The 15,061-nt window shown below is 40.2% G+C and carries 16 protein-coding genes; 12 read left to right on the top strand and 4 right to left on the bottom strand.

Annotated elements, in window-relative coordinates:
- Positions 1-64 precede the first annotated feature (64 nt).
- Positions 65-1,564, top strand: coding sequence for a cardiolipin synthase (gene cls / locus AC2TFD_RS29220; RefSeq protein WP_484674627.1), 1,500 nt, complete (start codon positions 65-67; stop codon positions 1,562-1,564).
- Positions 1,565-1,785: 221 nt separating this feature from the next.
- Here the strand turns inward: cls and AC2TFD_RS29215 are convergent, their stop codons facing one another.
- Positions 1,786-2,037: a GlsB/YeaQ/YmgE family stress response membrane protein gene (locus AC2TFD_RS29215; RefSeq protein ID WP_335510868.1), complete on the bottom strand. Its 252-nt coding sequence runs from the start codon at positions 2,035-2,037 to the stop codon at positions 1,786-1,788.
- 69 nt (positions 2,038-2,106) lie between these two features.
- Positions 2,107-2,316, bottom strand: coding sequence for an IDEAL domain-containing protein (locus AC2TFD_RS29210; protein WP_335569533.1), 210 nt, complete (start codon positions 2,314-2,316; stop codon positions 2,107-2,109).
- A gap of 165 nt (positions 2,317-2,481) precedes the next feature.
- Between AC2TFD_RS29210 and AC2TFD_RS29205 the strand changes: the two genes are divergently transcribed.
- The 10 genes from AC2TFD_RS29205 (at position 2,482) to AC2TFD_RS29160 (ending at position 12,752) form a co-directional block, all read left to right on the top strand.
- Complete coding sequence (locus AC2TFD_RS29205) at positions 2,482-2,808, top strand: YflT domain-containing protein (protein ID WP_335510864.1); 327 nt, start codon at positions 2,482-2,484, stop codon at positions 2,806-2,808.
- A 26-nt stretch (positions 2,809-2,834) separates the two neighbouring features.
- The gene (locus AC2TFD_RS29200; RefSeq protein WP_484674626.1) at positions 2,835-3,014 is read left to right on the top strand and encodes a hypothetical protein; all 180 of its coding nucleotides are present in this window, start codon (positions 2,835-2,837) and stop codon (positions 3,012-3,014) included.
- 242 nt (positions 3,015-3,256) lie between these two features.
- Positions 3,257-3,508: a DUF1146 family protein gene (locus tag AC2TFD_RS29195; RefSeq protein WP_484676388.1), complete on the top strand. Its 252-nt coding sequence runs from the start codon at positions 3,257-3,259 to the stop codon at positions 3,506-3,508.
- A gap of 350 nt (positions 3,509-3,858) precedes the next feature.
- Positions 3,859-4,605, top strand: a complete 747-nt coding sequence (locus AC2TFD_RS29190; protein ID WP_335569531.1) for a YwmB family TATA-box binding protein — start codon at positions 3,859-3,861, stop codon at positions 4,603-4,605.
- Between the two features lie 32 nt (positions 4,606-4,637).
- Positions 4,638-5,948, top strand: a complete 1,311-nt coding sequence (murA, locus tag AC2TFD_RS29185) for a UDP-N-acetylglucosamine 1-carboxyvinyltransferase (protein ID WP_335569530.1) — start codon at positions 4,638-4,640, stop codon at positions 5,946-5,948.
- A 183-nt stretch (positions 5,949-6,131) separates the two neighbouring features.
- A complete protein-coding gene (spoIID, locus tag AC2TFD_RS29180) occupies positions 6,132-7,163 on the top strand; it encodes a stage II sporulation protein D (protein ID WP_484674625.1) in 1,032 nt (343 codons plus the stop codon).
- Positions 7,164-7,518: 355 nt separating this feature from the next.
- Entirely contained in the window at positions 7,519-8,397 is an 879-nt protein-coding gene (locus AC2TFD_RS29175; protein WP_484674624.1) for a M48 family metalloprotease, read from the top strand.
- Between the two features lie 74 nt (positions 8,398-8,471).
- On the top strand, positions 8,472-10,127 hold the full coding sequence (locus AC2TFD_RS29170; protein ID WP_484674623.1) for a hypothetical protein: 1,656 nt from the start codon (positions 8,472-8,474) through the stop codon (positions 10,125-10,127).
- Between the two features lie 20 nt (positions 10,128-10,147).
- Positions 10,148-11,488: a type IV secretory system conjugative DNA transfer family protein gene (locus AC2TFD_RS29165; protein ID WP_484674622.1), complete on the top strand. Its 1,341-nt coding sequence runs from the start codon at positions 10,148-10,150 to the stop codon at positions 11,486-11,488.
- Positions 11,481-12,752, top strand: a complete 1,272-nt coding sequence (locus AC2TFD_RS29160; RefSeq protein WP_484674621.1) for a hypothetical protein — start codon at positions 11,481-11,483, stop codon at positions 12,750-12,752. The genes AC2TFD_RS29165 and AC2TFD_RS29160 overlap by 8 nt, the downstream gene beginning before the upstream one ends.
- 107 nt (positions 12,753-12,859) lie before the next feature.
- On the opposite strand, the gene AC2TFD_RS29155 is transcribed toward AC2TFD_RS29160, so the two are convergent.
- Positions 12,860-13,276 carry a hypothetical protein gene (locus AC2TFD_RS29155; RefSeq protein ID WP_484674620.1) on the bottom strand — a complete coding sequence of 139 codons (417 nt, stop codon included), beginning with the start codon at positions 13,274-13,276 and terminating at the stop codon, positions 12,860-12,862.
- A 261-nt stretch (positions 13,277-13,537) separates the two neighbouring features.
- Positions 13,538-13,975: a VanZ family protein gene (locus tag AC2TFD_RS29150; RefSeq protein WP_484674619.1), complete on the bottom strand. Its 438-nt coding sequence runs from the start codon at positions 13,973-13,975 to the stop codon at positions 13,538-13,540.
- Positions 13,976-14,107: 132 nt separating this feature from the next.
- Here AC2TFD_RS29150 and spoIIQ point away from each other — a divergent pair, with 132 nt between their 5' ends.
- Positions 14,108-14,968 (top strand): stage II sporulation protein SpoIIQ, encoded by an 861-nt coding sequence (gene spoIIQ / locus AC2TFD_RS29145; protein ID WP_484674618.1) that lies wholly within the window; start codon positions 14,108-14,110, stop codon positions 14,966-14,968.
- Positions 14,969-15,061 lie beyond the last annotated feature (93 nt).

Genomic DNA, 15,061 nt, shown 5'->3' with positions numbered 1-15,061 from the left:
TTTTTTATGTTTGATAGGGTTGTTTGAAGGGTATTTCTTTTAAAAAGACTGTGAGGGAAACAGGATGAAAATAAGAATCGAGATTTTCTTTGTCATAATCATGCTTTTTTTCTGCTGGATGGTTCTTTTTACAAGATTCCCTTTTTTATGGAAGGCAATAGGTATAAGTTTGTATGCGGGTATCATTTTATACAGTGTAGCAGAGCTATGGCTGCAAAATCGGCCGGTGCCAAACACACTTTTATGGACATGCCTTTTAATTTTAGTACCCGTTGCAGGCTATATTTTCTATATCTATTCAGGACAATTGCTCTTTAAAGGGGAACTTTTTAAAAGTAAGCGGGCAAGCGACCGCGAGCTGTTCGAGGCGCTCGGTAAAAACAAAACGCCTGTTGAGGTGCCGTCCATACTTAATGGCCACCAACGAAGTTTTGTCAGCTATCTCGAACGGGTGACCTTAACCAATCAAAGCCAAAATACCAGGACCAAAATCTTAAAAAACGGAGAAGCAACCTTTCAGGAGGTAAAGCAGCGGTTGAAGGAAGCGAAGGACTTTATTCATTTAGAGTACTATATCTTTCGCTATGATCGGCTCGGGCAGGAGTTGATGGATATCTTGACCGATAAAGTAAAGGAAGGAGTAGAGGTTAGGCTAATTTATGACGCGTTTGGAAGTTTCGCCCTTTCTGAACACGATAGAAGGAAGATGGCAGAATCCGGGATTAAAATTCACCCTTTTCTGCCGCTGAGATCCGGATGGTTTACGCAAAAGTTTAATTTCCGCAATCATCGAAAAATTATTGTCATTGATGGGGAAATTGGATTTGTGGGTGGATTGAATGTTGGCGTGGAATACCTTGGTGAGGATGACAGGTTTGGGTTTTGGTGTGATACGCATGTTTTGCTGGAAGGAGAAGCTGTCCAGACACTGCATGCTGTTTTTTTATTAGATTGGAAATATGTCTGCGGCGAAACGTTGTTTGAAGACCCCCGCTATCTACAGCCGGTGCCGTTAGAGGGGGATGGTCTTGTTCACGTTGTCGCTGCTGGACCAGAAACTCGGGACATGGGTGACCATTTTTATTCGATGATTAGCTGTGCCACAGAATCCATTTGGATTGCAACACCGTACTTTATTCCGAATCAGGCCATAATGACGGCACTGCGGGTGGCGGCGAAAAAGGGCATTCAAGTTCGGCTGATGGTGCCTGAGAGTAACGACGGTTTCCTGACCCAATATGCCTCACAATCCTATTTTCCTGAACTTCTTCGTGCGGGAATTGAACTTTACACCTACCAAAAAGGCTTTTTACATAAAAAAGTAATCATTGTCGATGGTGACATGGCCTCGATCGGAACTGCGAATCTGGATCTGCGCAGTTTTCATTTAAATTTTGAGGTTAATTTGTTTCTAACAGCCACCGAAAGTATCGACGACCTTGTAAGTCATTTTGAAGAGGACCTGAAAGAATGCAGGCGGGTAAGGCCGGTTGCATTTTACAAAAGAGGTTTAGGCGTTAAATGGAAAGAATCCTTTGCCCGGCTGTTTTCGGGTGTGCTTTAATGAGAGGCATCTGTCTTTGGCAGATGCTTTTTTTGAGCGTGAATGAAATGGAGTTTCCTGTCTGAAGTGACCGAAGTCGAGTATGAAAAGGTGTTTGGGTAAATGCAGGGTTGCTGGAGTACTGTCGAAACGGTGGAGAACAAACAAGGAAGCCAGTAATTTTTCGAAATACAATAAAAAAGAAGACGCCGGCACGCGGCAATCTTCTTTTCTTTCTACAATTATGCATTCTTTCTAATCATTCTCAATACAACACTCACAATTAGCACAACAACGATAGCTCCAAGGAGTGCCGGTAAAATGTAAAAGCCTCCAATGACAGGTCCCCAGCCGCCTAGAGCAGAACCAATCCAAGCCCCGATAAACCCAGCAATGATATTTCCAATTACTCCGCCTGGAACATCACGCCCCAGAATCAAACCAGCCAACCACCCGATAACTCCTCCAATAATTAATGACCAAATAAATCCCATGAAAATTCTCTCCTTTCTATTTTTAAGTTGTTATGGTTAGTAAATACCCGGTCATTTCATCAGCTAAACCTAATAATGAAAAAACCTATCACGATTTTGTTCCGGACGTCCTTTTAAGCGGTTCTCCTGGTTGCTCACAAGCGTTCCCAGATGACGCTGGCAAACCTTTAATTCGTAAGAGAATTGAAAGAATCCTTCCCGGTCCCGCTCATCCAGACACTGATCAATTTTTCTCTTTAACAAACTGATTTTCGTAAGTAACTCTGCCTTTTTCTTCATCTTATCCCTCCCACTAATCCTTTTTAAACTAACTAAAGGGTAAATACCCCGATATCTGTTCCATTAAACTTTTTTAAAAAATAGGTTTGGGTGATTAATAGAGCGGATATATAACAAGTACAAGCTGACACATCAGCTGACTAACACTTGCGAGGAGGAATGGAAATGGAAAATGTAAAAATTGTAGAAAATGGAGTCCAGGCTAAACAGGAAATCGCTCAATTCATGATGGAGGGATTCACAAAAGACGAAATTTATTTATTTGCGCATGACTCAAACCGTTCTGAACATCTGACAGACGCACTTGAAATTAGCGAGATTGGTGTGGGGGAGCAGGGGGTCTTTGAATCGATTGCCAATGTATTTCGTTCTAGGGGCGATGAATTGCGTTCGAAGCTAGAGTCACTTGGGTTATCAGAAGCGGCAGCAGAGCGTTGTGAAGAAAAAATGGACCAGGGAAAAGTCATCGTAGTGGCATCCCAATCTGCATAATCTAAATAAAAATGAGGTGAATATTCATGAAAAAGTCAAATCAAAGTATTGAGAAATTAAGAGGTACACGAAAACGAGCCAGACATCATAATAGCAACAGCCACTCACTCATGGACTATTTTAAAAAACCTATTATCCATAGGGAGATACATGGAGATCGAGTTTACGTTCCGTTAAGAATCAGCAGGATTTGGAATGGAATCTAAATTTCATATAATTACTTATTAACTGCCTAAATACTGATTGGTTCACACATAACCAGTGTTTAGGCAGTTAATGCGTTAAAAAATTTGTCCAAATAAAAATGAAACCTTCCGCGCTTTCATCCGTCAATATGATATGCACCATCATATGCACCAATCATATGCAAAATTCAATGCATAAAGGCTGTTTTCTGTATAAATGGTGACAGGCACCGAAGTATGTTATAGTGCTCTAAAGGAGGAGTATTATGGAGGATTTTGGACAAATTGCGCTGTTAAGTATTTTTTCGCATCTGGTGTTTATTGCGCTGGCATGGTGGGCGCTGCAGTCGATTCGTTTAGATAAGCTGCTGAAGCCGAATCAAGTTTTCCAAGCGCGATTGCTTTATATATTATTGGCCATTTTCCTTGGATCGTCGGTTAGTAACTTTTTCCTAGATTATCTTCAATGGTCAAGGCAGCTGCCTTTGATTTTACAATACATACACAACTGGTAAAAATTTAGGTCTTCGTACATGTATCTTTTTTAGGGAAAATTGAGTACAATTCTCTTTGTGTGAAAAAAAGTGCAAACTGCAATAAAAAGCTCACAGCTTAGAATTATAGATAGAAATGACTTAAGCAAATCAAAATGACTTCAACGAGATTGACGAATGTAAAAACTAGAGCCTGTCTCATACAGGATTTCATCCATCAGTATGATATGCATTAATCGTATGCATAAAGGCAGTTTTTTGCATAAATGGTGACAGGCACCAACATCAAAAAGTTTGTCAAAAAGTGACGAGATTTCCCAAGTATGCTATCTCTCTCCTTGGTAACAATGGTAGTAAGGGGGAGAGTAGAGATGAAGAGAAAGACAAAGATACTTTTTAGTATAAGCATGTTGATGATAGTTGGTTTGATTGCGATCGTTGGCAGTCGATGGACTGCGGCGGGCGGCGATGTTGATTTGCTGAAAATCGCCAGTGTTTTTCAAACAGAAGATATTATGCTCGAGGAATGGACGTTTTATGCAAGGGAGCATTTGGTTGACCTGACTACAGAGAAAGAAGTGCAGGAATATGTTAAGGAGCTTCAGCAAAAGTTTCCTGGGTGGAATTGGTCGACAAGTGAGACCAGCGACAAATGGAAAGTAACTGCAGTATCTCCGACTTCTAAACACCACACAGAAATGCTTCAAATTATGGCAACCCACACAAAACAACCTGTAAATGCGTATATAGTATATAGGGTCAGCGGTAACGAGTGGAACAAGGAGATGGAGTCCTTTTTCACAAAGGAACCACTTAAAAGTAGGCTCTCCGACATATTTCGAGGAAATCCAACAGTTTTCTCTGGTATGAAGGGTAGCATCAGTGATAAGATTGATATGGCTTTACCGACTGTTGCAAATGAATTATTGAAAAGTTTTGAGGCAAAAGAAATCGAAGCGTTAAAAGAGGAAACATTCATGTCTGTATCGGCGAATTCGCCGCTCTTTTCAGACTCCATAGCGCGGGACATGAATTTACAAATTGGGATACGCTCCGAAGGATTGGGCGCAAAGACTACCATTGTAGTTGGCACACCAATCATTACGATTGAATATTAATATAGAGAAAATGGACGCGGAGGGGAATACTCTTGGAAAAGATCATCGTCCGCGGCGGAAAAAGGCTATATGGAACCGTTAAAGTAGAAGGTGCAAAAAATGCGGTCCTGCCTGTACTCGCTGCCACATTATTAGCAAGTGACGGAAAAAGTGTAATTCGTGATGTACCTACACTCTCCGATGTATACACAATTAATGAAGTATTGCGCAACTTGAATGCAGAAGTTGCCTTTGACAATAATACAGTTGTCGTTGATGCATCTAGAGTGTTGAAAGAGGAAGCGCCTTTCGAATATGTTCGTAAGATGCGTGCATCTGTCCTTGTGATGGGTTCACTACTCGCGCGCAATGGCCGTGCTCGTGTAGCTCTGCCAGGAGGATGTGCGATTGGTTCTAGACCGATTGACCAGCACCTTAAGGGTTTCGAAGCCATGGGTGCAAAAGTTAAGGTGGGTAATGGATTTATTGAAGCGGAGGTTGAAGGCCGCTTAAAGGGTGCAAAGATTTATTTGGATTTCCCAAGTGTTGGTGCTACTGAAAATATTATGATGGCAGCAACGCTTGCAAAAGGAACAACGGTTATTGAAAACGTAGCAAAGGAACCAGAAATTGTTGACCTTGCTAACTTCTTGAATAAAATGGGAGCAAATGTCCGAGGCGCAGGCACGGGCACACTTCGTATTGAAGGTGTCGATGTATTGTTTGGTGCTGAGCATCATATCATTCCTGACCGTATTGAAGCAGGAACCTTTATGGTTGCTGGTGCGATTACGGGCGGAAATGTATTGGTACAAGGTGCAGTTCCTGAACATTTATCTTCCTTGATTGCAAAAATGGAAGAGATGGGCATTACGATTATTGAGGAAGGTGACGGCGTCCGGGTCATCGGTCCTGAAAAGCTGAAGGCTGTTGATATTAAAACAATGCCTCACCCAGGATTCCCAACGGATATGCAATCACAAATGATGGCTCTCTTACTTCGTGCAGAAGGCACATCGATGATTACGGAAACGGTTTTTGAAAACCGCTTCATGCATGTGGAAGAATTCCGCAGGATGAATGCCGATATTAAAATCGAAGGACGTTCCGTGATCTTAAACGGACCTTCTAACCTGCAAGGTGCCGAAGTAACGTCTACAGACCTTCGTGCAGCAGCTGCGCTTATTTTAACAGGGCTGGTTTCTGAAGGTAATACACGCGTAACGGAATTAAAGCATTTAGACCGTGGTTATGTGAACTTCCATGGAAAATTAGCTGCTTTAGGAGCGGATATTGAACGTGTGAAAGAAGCTGAGGAAGTTTTCACAGAAGTTGATACGTTCATTACGGATTTAAACGCATAAAATTATGAGCCGAAGAGGGTACCCTAATGGGAGACATTCTTCGGTTTTTTACTTTATTTTATTATATTTTTCGAAAATTCAGTATCACTTTTTTAGTCATAAATGCTTGTCCGCCTCCATATGATGGAATGAGAAGCAGCCCAAGAAAAGGGTGCGCAAAATTTCATAATTGGAGGCTCCTACATGAAAAAATTCAAACCACTCGTCCTACTAACGTCATTCTTATTTGTCCTCACCTTACTCATTCCAGCTATTTTGGTATTGCCTTTCGGGGATGGGAAAGTCAGCGGCAAATTAGGTGAAGACCTATCCAACAAGGCCCCAAATTCCGAAGGTGCAAATCATTCCGCAGATTCCGCGGTCGAAGTGGCAGTGTACCGCTCCTCCATCGGACAAATCGATAACGTTCCACTAGAAGAATATCTCGTCGGGGTTGTAGCAGCCGAAATGCCGGTTGAATTCAAAGAGGAGGCCCTAAAGGCACAAGCCCTGACAGCGAGAACGTATATTGTAAAAAAAATGCTTAGCAAAGACAATATCGGCGTTCCCGAAGGCGCACAGGTAACAGACACGCAGCTCCACCAGGTCTACTTGAGCGAAGCACAAATGAGAAACAACTGGGGAATGGAGTTTGAATCCAACTATGCGAAGATCCTTTCAGCGGTTCGGGCAACGAGCGGGCAGATTTTGACGTATGATGGCCAGGCGATTGATGCTTCTTTCTTTTCCACCTCTAATGGGTACACGGAAAATTCAGAGGACTACTGGTCCAATGAAATGCCGTACCTGCGCAGTGTATCAAGTCCTTGGGATAAAAATTCCCCGAAATTTAATTCTGTAAAAGAAGTGAGTGTCAAACAATTTGAATCGGCCCTCGGCGTGAAAGTGGGTGCGAGCGGGACCATTGGAAAAATTGTCGAACGTACCACTGGGAAACGGGTCGCGAAGGTTGATTTTAATGGCAAGGTTCTAAGCGGCAAGGAAATTCGGGAGAAATTGGATCTAAGGTCGTCTGACTTTGATTGGGAGCGCAAAGGCAACAGCATTGTCATCACTACCCGAGGCTTCGGACACGGCGTCGGCATGAGCCAATACGGCGCAAACGGCATGGCCGCTGATGGCAAGGACTATCAGGAGATCGTGAAGCACTACTATCAGGGCGTGGAGGTTACGTCAGCGGATAGTATGATGGCTATGATTACGGCGCAGAAATAGGAAAAAGCCAGGCACTTCTTCTGGATTTTAAATTGCCTTGGGATTTTTAGGAACCCCAGGGCAGTTTTATTGCTGTAACAAACATTTCAAAAGAAATTGATTTTGCTCCATAGGAGAATCAAGTCCTAACACTTTTTCTAAATGAATGCACCCCATATAGGTTTTAAATAGGAATAAAGTCTATTGAGTTATCAGAAAAATGGAAATAAAATGAAATTGGAAACTAACCGTCCGGCCGGTGGTAAACAAAAGGGTATTAAGCCGATTGTAGGCAGACACTCTTTGGATAAAATGTTCTCTTTTTTTCATGGAAAGCAAATGCAACTGATTCTTAGATTTAAGGAGGAAGTTGAAGATGTATTTAATAAGCTTTTTAAAAAACCTCAAAAAAAAGAGCAATTGGGGGATCATCGCTTATATGTTAATAAACTCCCTTCTATTTTTACCATTTTTCTCATTAGGAACGACACTAAGTGAATTTTTATCAGTCTTATTCTTCTGTGTACTATTTTATGTGATCTCTCTCGCTGCCATGTTGTCTCCTTTAGGAGAATTTATTCTTAGGCTCAGAACGGGGTCTAGACAAATTAAAAGGCGGGATTTAGAAAGAAAACTAAAACCATTATTTGATAACGTTTATCAAAAAGCAAAAAGTAAGGATCCGGCCTTACCAAACGATATAAAGTTGTTTTTACACAATAGTCCCATTCCTAATGCTTTTGCTGTAGGCAGAAAAACGGTCTGTGTGACTAAGGGTTTGTTGGAAATGCCTGAGGATGAAATTGAAGCGATCTTAGCACATGAATTCGGCCATCTTTCTCATAAAGATACAGATTTACTATTACTTATTACTGTCGGGAATGTATTTATTAATATAGCACTTTGGTTCATTAGGCTTATTTGGTACTTCCTTACCATTCCATTAAAATTTTTACTCAGTTTACTAGGAAGTGCAGGTGATAAGCTCCATGACATTATCGTTGAGTTACCGATATGGGCATGGACGATGTTTGGCATGCTCTTTATTCGAGCATCTTCACGGCAAAACGAATTCGAAGCGGATCGTTTTGCAGCAGATTTGGGCTATGGAACAGAGTTAGCAACAGTATTAGACCGTATCGCTGGTCAAAGCCCTGATATTGGAATATTAAAAGCGATGTATTCTACTCATCCTGATACGGATGAAAGAATTGGGAGACTTCAAGATTTAGGAGCCGAATATGTAGTCTATTAAGGTAAAGGAGAAGTTACTGATATTTGATAATATTGGTAACTTTTTCATGCCAAAAGTAAGGGAGAAGGGGTACTTTGAGCTTTTTGGGAGTAATAGAAGCTGCTATTGCTTATTGTTTGGCCATAAAAAAATTAGTATCTCAAGAAATTGAAAAAATATCGAAGCCTGAAGGGAAGGGGCGCAGCGATCAATCTCATGACAACAAGGGACAGAAACTACCTCCAAGCAGGGAGAGTCCTAAGCGGCTGAATGTAGTTAATCAAAAAAATAAAAAATCTACAGGGAAACAGACAAGGCCGAAAAATAGAAAATTAAATAATAAGCAGCAAAAACGACAACATGGCTCTTTGAGAAATAAGGCTAAAAGGAGAAAAAAACGTTCAAGTACATATGAGAAATTAAAGAAGAATTCCAGCCGAAGCCCAGATCAAAAAGTTAGTCAGAATAGCAGAATTAAAAGACAGAAGGGTAATAGGAAGAGCAGGAGCCAAAGTATTGCTGCAGGTAAACACTTGGGGAGAAAAAAACAGGAGTTACGGAAGAACAGGCCATATAAAAAGAAACCAATCAGGACTCCATTTAATAAGAAAAGAGAATTACCAGGTAATCGGAGGAACACGGAGGATATTAAAAGGAAGCAGTCTAGGTCTAAAGCCATCAAGAAAAGTAAAATCCCCATAAAGCGGAAAAACACAGGATCTTCTAAAGAGGCAATCAAACAAAGAAAAAACCAACGCAATCGCCAAAATGGCAGAAAGAAGCCTGGCTATGGGAGCGGAAGAACACGATCAAATATAAAAAGGGAGTTTGATAAAACCGCAAGGAATTTTTCAAAAGAAGTGGAAGGGCTGATAAGGGCCACTCCAAAAATTAAAGGCCGCGTAAAAGAAGATTATAACAAGATAAAATCCACTTATAAGGATCTAAAACAAACATTCGGCAAAATCGCGGAGAAATACAGGGAAAAAAGGCGTGAGAAAGAGAAACAAAAGGAAATAAAACAGAAAGACAATGCTAAAGAAAATCAACAGAAAAAGAGCCCGGAAAAAAATCCAGAAGCAACGCAGCCTAAAACGAAGAGCCCGGAAAAAAATCCAGAAGCAACGCAGCCTAAAACGAAGAGCCCGGAAAAAAATCCAGAAGCAACGCAGCCTAAAACGAAGAGCCCGGAAAAAAATCCAGAGGCAGCGCAGCCTAAAACGAAGAGCCCGGAAAAAAATCCAGAAGCAGCGCAGTCTAAAACGAAGAGCCATGAAGAGAAAAGGCCAAACGCAACGAAAGAAAAGGGACCAAGCGTCGAGTCACAGCAAGGAAAGGAGCGTAAAAAAAGTCCAGTCGATAAGGTGACAAGTAAAGGAAAAAAGGGTGGCCAGCAAAAACAAAAAGAGACAAAAGATCCAGTCAAGAGCAAAAAAAAGAGAAGAACAAAGGATGGCCCGCAAAAACAAAAGCAGACAAAAGATCCAGTCAAGGGCGTAAAAAAGAGAAGAACAAGGGGTGGTCCGAAAAAACAAAAGCACAACAAAAATTGGGGTAAGAAGGTAAAAAATAGAAAAAAACGCGGTCCATCGAAAAATAAAAATACCAAAAAAAGTTTTGCCCAAAAGGTACACGATAGAAAGTCTAATCAAACACGAAAAAAAGCAAGCGGAGTTCAGCATAGCAAATTTCGCGCAAGGGCGGTTAACAGGGTAAATGTGCCCCGTATGGGACCATCTCGATCTAGATAGAGAAAAAAGGAGTGATAGAAGTGTTTACGAAAAACGAAGTTGAAATTTTAGAAGGAATGCGATTAGAAAATCAATATCGGTTAAACACTCCGCCAGAAAAAATTCAATTCATTGGGAATAACCAGCAGATACCGCTTCCCAAAAGCGTTTTGGAAAAACATCTATTATTTATCGGCGGTATTGGAACAGGAAATACGAATGCCATGTTTCAATTGGTCGACCAATTAGTGAATCATCTAAATGAAGACGATGTCATGGTCATTTTTGATACGAAGGGAGATTTTTATAACGAGTTTTATCGGGAAGGAGTGGATGTTGTCATCAGCAATGATGCAACTTCGACGCACTATTGGAACATGCTTCAAGAAGCGTTGCTAGATGGTGAAGAAGATATGGAAACGGCGATAAGAGAAATGGCAACGGCTTTATTTGATACGAAAATCAAAAACAGCGGCGGCAATTCTTTTTTCCCGGCAGCAGCAAGAGATGTATTAATTGGGATTATGAAGTTATTAATAAGAATCGAAGAAAACAGCGATGAAGCAGATAGGGATGACGAGGAATATTTCAATCTTATTAGCAATGAAAGTCTCAGCGGTTATATTCAGTCCGTTCAGATTCAAGATTTAAACGAGGAATTCGAAGAATACGAAGACTTAAAAGCATTGAACGATATGATTTCGAGAAAAAGCATGGGGCAGGCGTTAGGAGTCATGTCCGATTTGAGGCAGGTCTGCAGCGAAGTATTTATTGGGAATTTTAAAAAAGACGGTGATTTTTCCATTCGGGAGTTTATAAGAAACAAAGGCGGTAAAATCTTATTCATTGAGTACGATATTTCCATTGGCAGTGTGCTAGGTCCCATTTATAAGCTGCTGTTTGACCTAGCCATTAAAGAGGCGCTGTCCCGTAAAAAAAGCGAAGGAAATGTGTATTTCATTATTGATGAGTTTAAGCTGTTACCCAACCTTTATCATATCGAAAGCGGCATAAACTTTGGCCGTAGCCTAGGAGCGAAATTTATCATTGCTATGCAAAACGTGGAACAGATCCGGGATCCAAAGAATTATGGCAATGAATTGGCCAATAGCATTCTATCAGGAATCAGTACGACCGTATCCTTTCGTGTGACCGACCCCGCTACAAGAGATTTTATTAAAGGACTATTTGGCACCCAAACAAGAAAAATATTACATCACAACACCTCATTTCATAATACGGAGCATATCGTTACGGGGAATGTAGTGGAGGACTGGGACATTATGAATTTAAACATCGGTGAAGGAATTGTAGCCTTACCAGGCCAAAACCCAATAAAATTTCAGTTTAATGAGTATATAAAGGAGAGGGCACATGAGTAATCTACCATCATTTAATCGTGATCATAATCCATTAATGCAATTTATCGGAGGCTACTTAACCACTGCTCAAACACAGGAGAATTCGAATAAACTTTTAGGAAATATTTTAATGTCAGGGGTTCCAAACGAAGGTCAAGCAGTTTTTATTAAAAACCTGCTGCTTCAATCTTTAATGGAAAATAAATCGATTGTCATCTTTACGAATAAAGATTCCCTTTTAAATCATAGTTTAACTGCATTTCAACAAGAAATGACCGGGCAAAAAAAAATTTGGAATCTTGATTTTTCTAATTATTCAAAATCCGATACGATCAATCCATTTTCAAAGTTGGCCGTTACGGAAGTGAAAGATTTGATTATGGATATCCTGAAACAACAGCGCCCTATGAATGAAACAGAATCCATCAATATCGGGCGGTATGTAAATATGATCATAAAGGCGCTTTTGTCCTCTAATCAATCCATTAAGTTGAATGAGTTAATTGATTACGGTGATCCCAGGGTTGCAGCAAACTTAATCATGGAATCGGAGCTGCCGGAAGGAGAGATGCAGCGGACTCAAAGATTTATCAAGTCTTTTGAGTATGTGGTCCTTTATGAAACGTATTTCGACTTAATCAATGAGAAGGGCTTAGGGGATATTTTTTCAGGTGAACAAAATATGGATGATATTCTCAATTCAGGAAACATCCTTGTCATAACGGTAGATCAGTCTATTAATAAAGAATCATGTGAAGCCACTATCCAACTGTTAATGAAGTTATTATTAAAGAATTATAGTAATCGGAAAATAGATGACGGGGCTTTATTCGTATTTGATGGCATTCGCATTCAAAATATGGATTTGTTCAATAACATCCTTCAGCTAAACCAAAATAATAACGTAAGCAGTGTGTTTACAATTGAAGATGTTTCGGGGCAAATTAAACTAAGCGGGAATCAATTCATTGATAAATGTAAAACATTTGCCATTTTTACCCAAAGTTCAAATGCAAATTGTCAGTATTGGTCTGATTTTTGCGGGTACCATGAAAGTACTCAAGTATCTTGGGGCTATAGTCCAGACTCAAATGAAACCGGTAAAGGAAAAGGAGGGTTTGGATCGCAAGGTGTCGTGGAGAGACAAGAATATAAAGTGACGAATATGGGAACGAGTAAACAAGTAAAGCCAATATATAAACCAGAGGTTTTTCGCGCTTTAAAAGAAAAAGAACTGATTCTCTTCTCAAAAACCGTGAATAAAAAAAGAAAGCTCAGTTTATAACAAAAAGAGTCAAGGCGAATGGAAGCCCTTGACTCTTTTTTATAAAAAAAGACTGCCCGCAAAAAGTCATTTATCATTGACTTTTTGGGACAGCCTTACCGGTATTTCTACTGGAAAAGCAACGTCAAAAGACTGCCTAATCCAAATGCTTGAAGTAGGAAGGAAACAAGCCCCATCAAGAACTGCTTCATACACTCGAAATCGAAGTCTTGGCGTAAACGATCATGGTCTTCGCGAAGCGCAGCGTTTTCACGTTTCTGCTTTGACACAGTATTGACGAGCTCAGAAAAATGATGAATTATCATTTTCTTGAGATATTTGTCAAATACTTTATTCAACTGTTGTTGGCACAAATACTTCTTGCGTCCATCAGAAGAATAGTTTTGCTGGATCAAACTTGAGTAACGTTCATACGTTTGTGCTAAGCGTTTCCAATAATAACCTAGGTTACCATAATGTTTTGCCTCAACAAAATAACGTATGGCAATTTTCCTGAATTCCTTTACTTCCTGAAACTTTTCCATAAGTATTTCCCCCTATATATATGAATATTTTCAATCCAATATTTGTCTTATAAAAATCGCCCCCTCCCTCGTGAATACACTAAAAGGTTAATGTACTCACGAAGGGCGGCGATTCCGCCAAACAAATATGGATGTTCAAAGATATTCAGAAAAAGGGAGAGTGAAACACCGGTAATCATATTATATGCTGGAATCAGATAAAAGAGAATATTCTAATTATTTTTGAGGCTTTTGGTCCATAAATAAAAAATAAACCACCGCTTATCGCAGTGGCTGCATTCCTTTTATCATACCCAGGGCTTTTCCGAGCCTTTTAAACCGATTTTTAAAGAGTGCCCCCCTAATAAAATAAAAACACACCGCAATTCCGGTGAAGTCTTTTACAAGGTCGAACCAGGACGCTGAGCGGTAGGGATAGAAGGATTGGTGTATTTCATCTGATACCCCGTAAAGTCCTGCTATAACGGCACAGAGGACGTTCAGAGCAGGTGTAAATGGCGCATGGCGCGTTAGAAATGCTAAAACTAGCAATACATATAAAATCGCGAACTCTATTAAATGCAGGGATTCCTTGATGGTTCGATCAAGCCCTGAATCTGGGAGTTCGACAAAGTGGTTGGATGGGAGACTGGACATGATCCAAATTGCGCTCGCATACGCGAAAGGCAGGATTCGCAAGAGCCATTTTACAACTTTCATAAAAAATTTCCTCCATAATAAAAAATGTATGCATAAAAACTTCGGCACTTTCAAAAAATAAGTACAAAATTTTTTATTACTAGTGTATATAATTCTACTTATCTGTTCAGAATGATTGCTGAGGTGATGAAAATGAGAGAGGAAGAAAACAAACGATCTTCTCAAGGTTCCAGCGTTAAACGCTTTTTCAAAAAGCGTTGGGTATTTCCAGCCATTTATATTGCAAGTGCAGCAATCATTTTGACAGCCGTTCTATGGTTCCAAGGCAGTGACAATGCAACAGACAAGTTTGATTACGAGTCTTCAGACTTAACTGGCAAAAAGAACGATACGCCAGCACTCGAGGTAAACTCAGCATTAGAAAACTTAAAAATGCCTGTGAAGAATCCAATGGATACAACAGTCAAAATGGAATTCTATGATTTCAACGCAAGTGAAGAAAAACAGGAAGCAGCATTAGTATTTTACAACAATACCTATGTTCCGCATACTGGAATTGACTTTACATCTAAAGATGGCGAAACGTTTGAAGTCGTATCGGCCCTTAGCGGTACCGTTTCGAGAGTTGAAGAAGATGCCACTCTTGGAAATGTCATTGAAATCCAACACGATAAAGATATTGTAACACAGTATCAATCCGTTAAAGATGTGAAGGTTAAGGTTGGCGACAAGGTAAAACAAGGACAAGTGCTTGCCATGGCTGGACAAAGCTTGTTTGATGAAGAATCTGGAACGCATGTACATTTTGAAATCCGCAAAGATGGTGTAGCTGTTAATCCGACTAGCTATTTCAACAAACCGGTAAGTGAATTACAGGAAGAAGCACAAGCGGATCAAAACGCAGAAGATACAAAAAATCCAAAGCAACAAATGATCGAGGATCCTGCGACTGATGAAGAGAAAGCTCCTGCAGAAGAAGAAGGAACTCCATCAGATGAGAAAACTCCATCCAAAGACGAATCTTCTGAGTCAAAAGATAAAACAAACTCTTAATCATGAACAAAGGGGAAAGGGGAATCTACTTTCCTCTTTTTTTTTGCATATTTTGACTGATTTCATTTTACATAATTATGGTAAAATTATTAG

Source organism: Neobacillus sp. plas4 (assembly GCF_057221695.1).
Note: the sequence above shows the minus strand (reverse complement) of the source record. Positions and strands in the feature narration are given on the sequence as shown.

Excerpts from the sequence above, each read along its gene's own strand:
- cls (WP_484674627.1), top strand. The coding sequence starts at position 65 with ATGAAAATAAGAATCGAGATTTTCTTTGTCATAATCATGCTTTTTTTC.
- AC2TFD_RS29215 (WP_335510868.1), bottom strand. The coding sequence starts at position 2,037 with ATGGGATTTATTTGGTCATTAATTATTGGAGGAGTTATCGGGTGGTTG.
- AC2TFD_RS29210 (WP_335569533.1), bottom strand. The coding sequence starts at position 2,316 with ATGAAGAAAAAGGCAGAGTTACTTACGAAAATCAGTTTGTTAAAGAGA.
- AC2TFD_RS29205 (WP_335510864.1), top strand. The coding sequence starts at position 2,482 with ATGGAAAATGTAAAAATTGTAGAAAATGGAGTCCAGGCTAAACAGGAA.
- AC2TFD_RS29200 (WP_484674626.1), top strand. The coding sequence starts at position 2,835 with ATGAAAAAGTCAAATCAAAGTATTGAGAAATTAAGAGGTACACGAAAA.
- AC2TFD_RS29190 (WP_335569531.1), top strand. The coding sequence starts at position 3,859 with ATGAAGAGAAAGACAAAGATACTTTTTAGTATAAGCATGTTGATGATA.
- spoIID (WP_484674625.1), top strand. The coding sequence starts at position 6,132 with ATGAAAAAATTCAAACCACTCGTCCTACTAACGTCATTCTTATTTGTC.
- AC2TFD_RS29175 (WP_484674624.1), top strand. The coding sequence starts at position 7,519 with ATGTATTTAATAAGCTTTTTAAAAAACCTCAAAAAAAAGAGCAATTGG.
- AC2TFD_RS29160 (WP_484674621.1), top strand. The coding sequence starts at position 11,481 with ATGAGTAATCTACCATCATTTAATCGTGATCATAATCCATTAATGCAA.
- AC2TFD_RS29155 (WP_484674620.1), bottom strand. The coding sequence starts at position 13,276 with ATGGAAAAGTTTCAGGAAGTAAAGGAATTCAGGAAAATTGCCATACGT.
- AC2TFD_RS29150 (WP_484674619.1), bottom strand. The coding sequence starts at position 13,975 with ATGAAAGTTGTAAAATGGCTCTTGCGAATCCTGCCTTTCGCGTATGCG.
- spoIIQ (WP_484674618.1), top strand. The coding sequence starts at position 14,108 with ATGAGAGAGGAAGAAAACAAACGATCTTCTCAAGGTTCCAGCGTTAAA.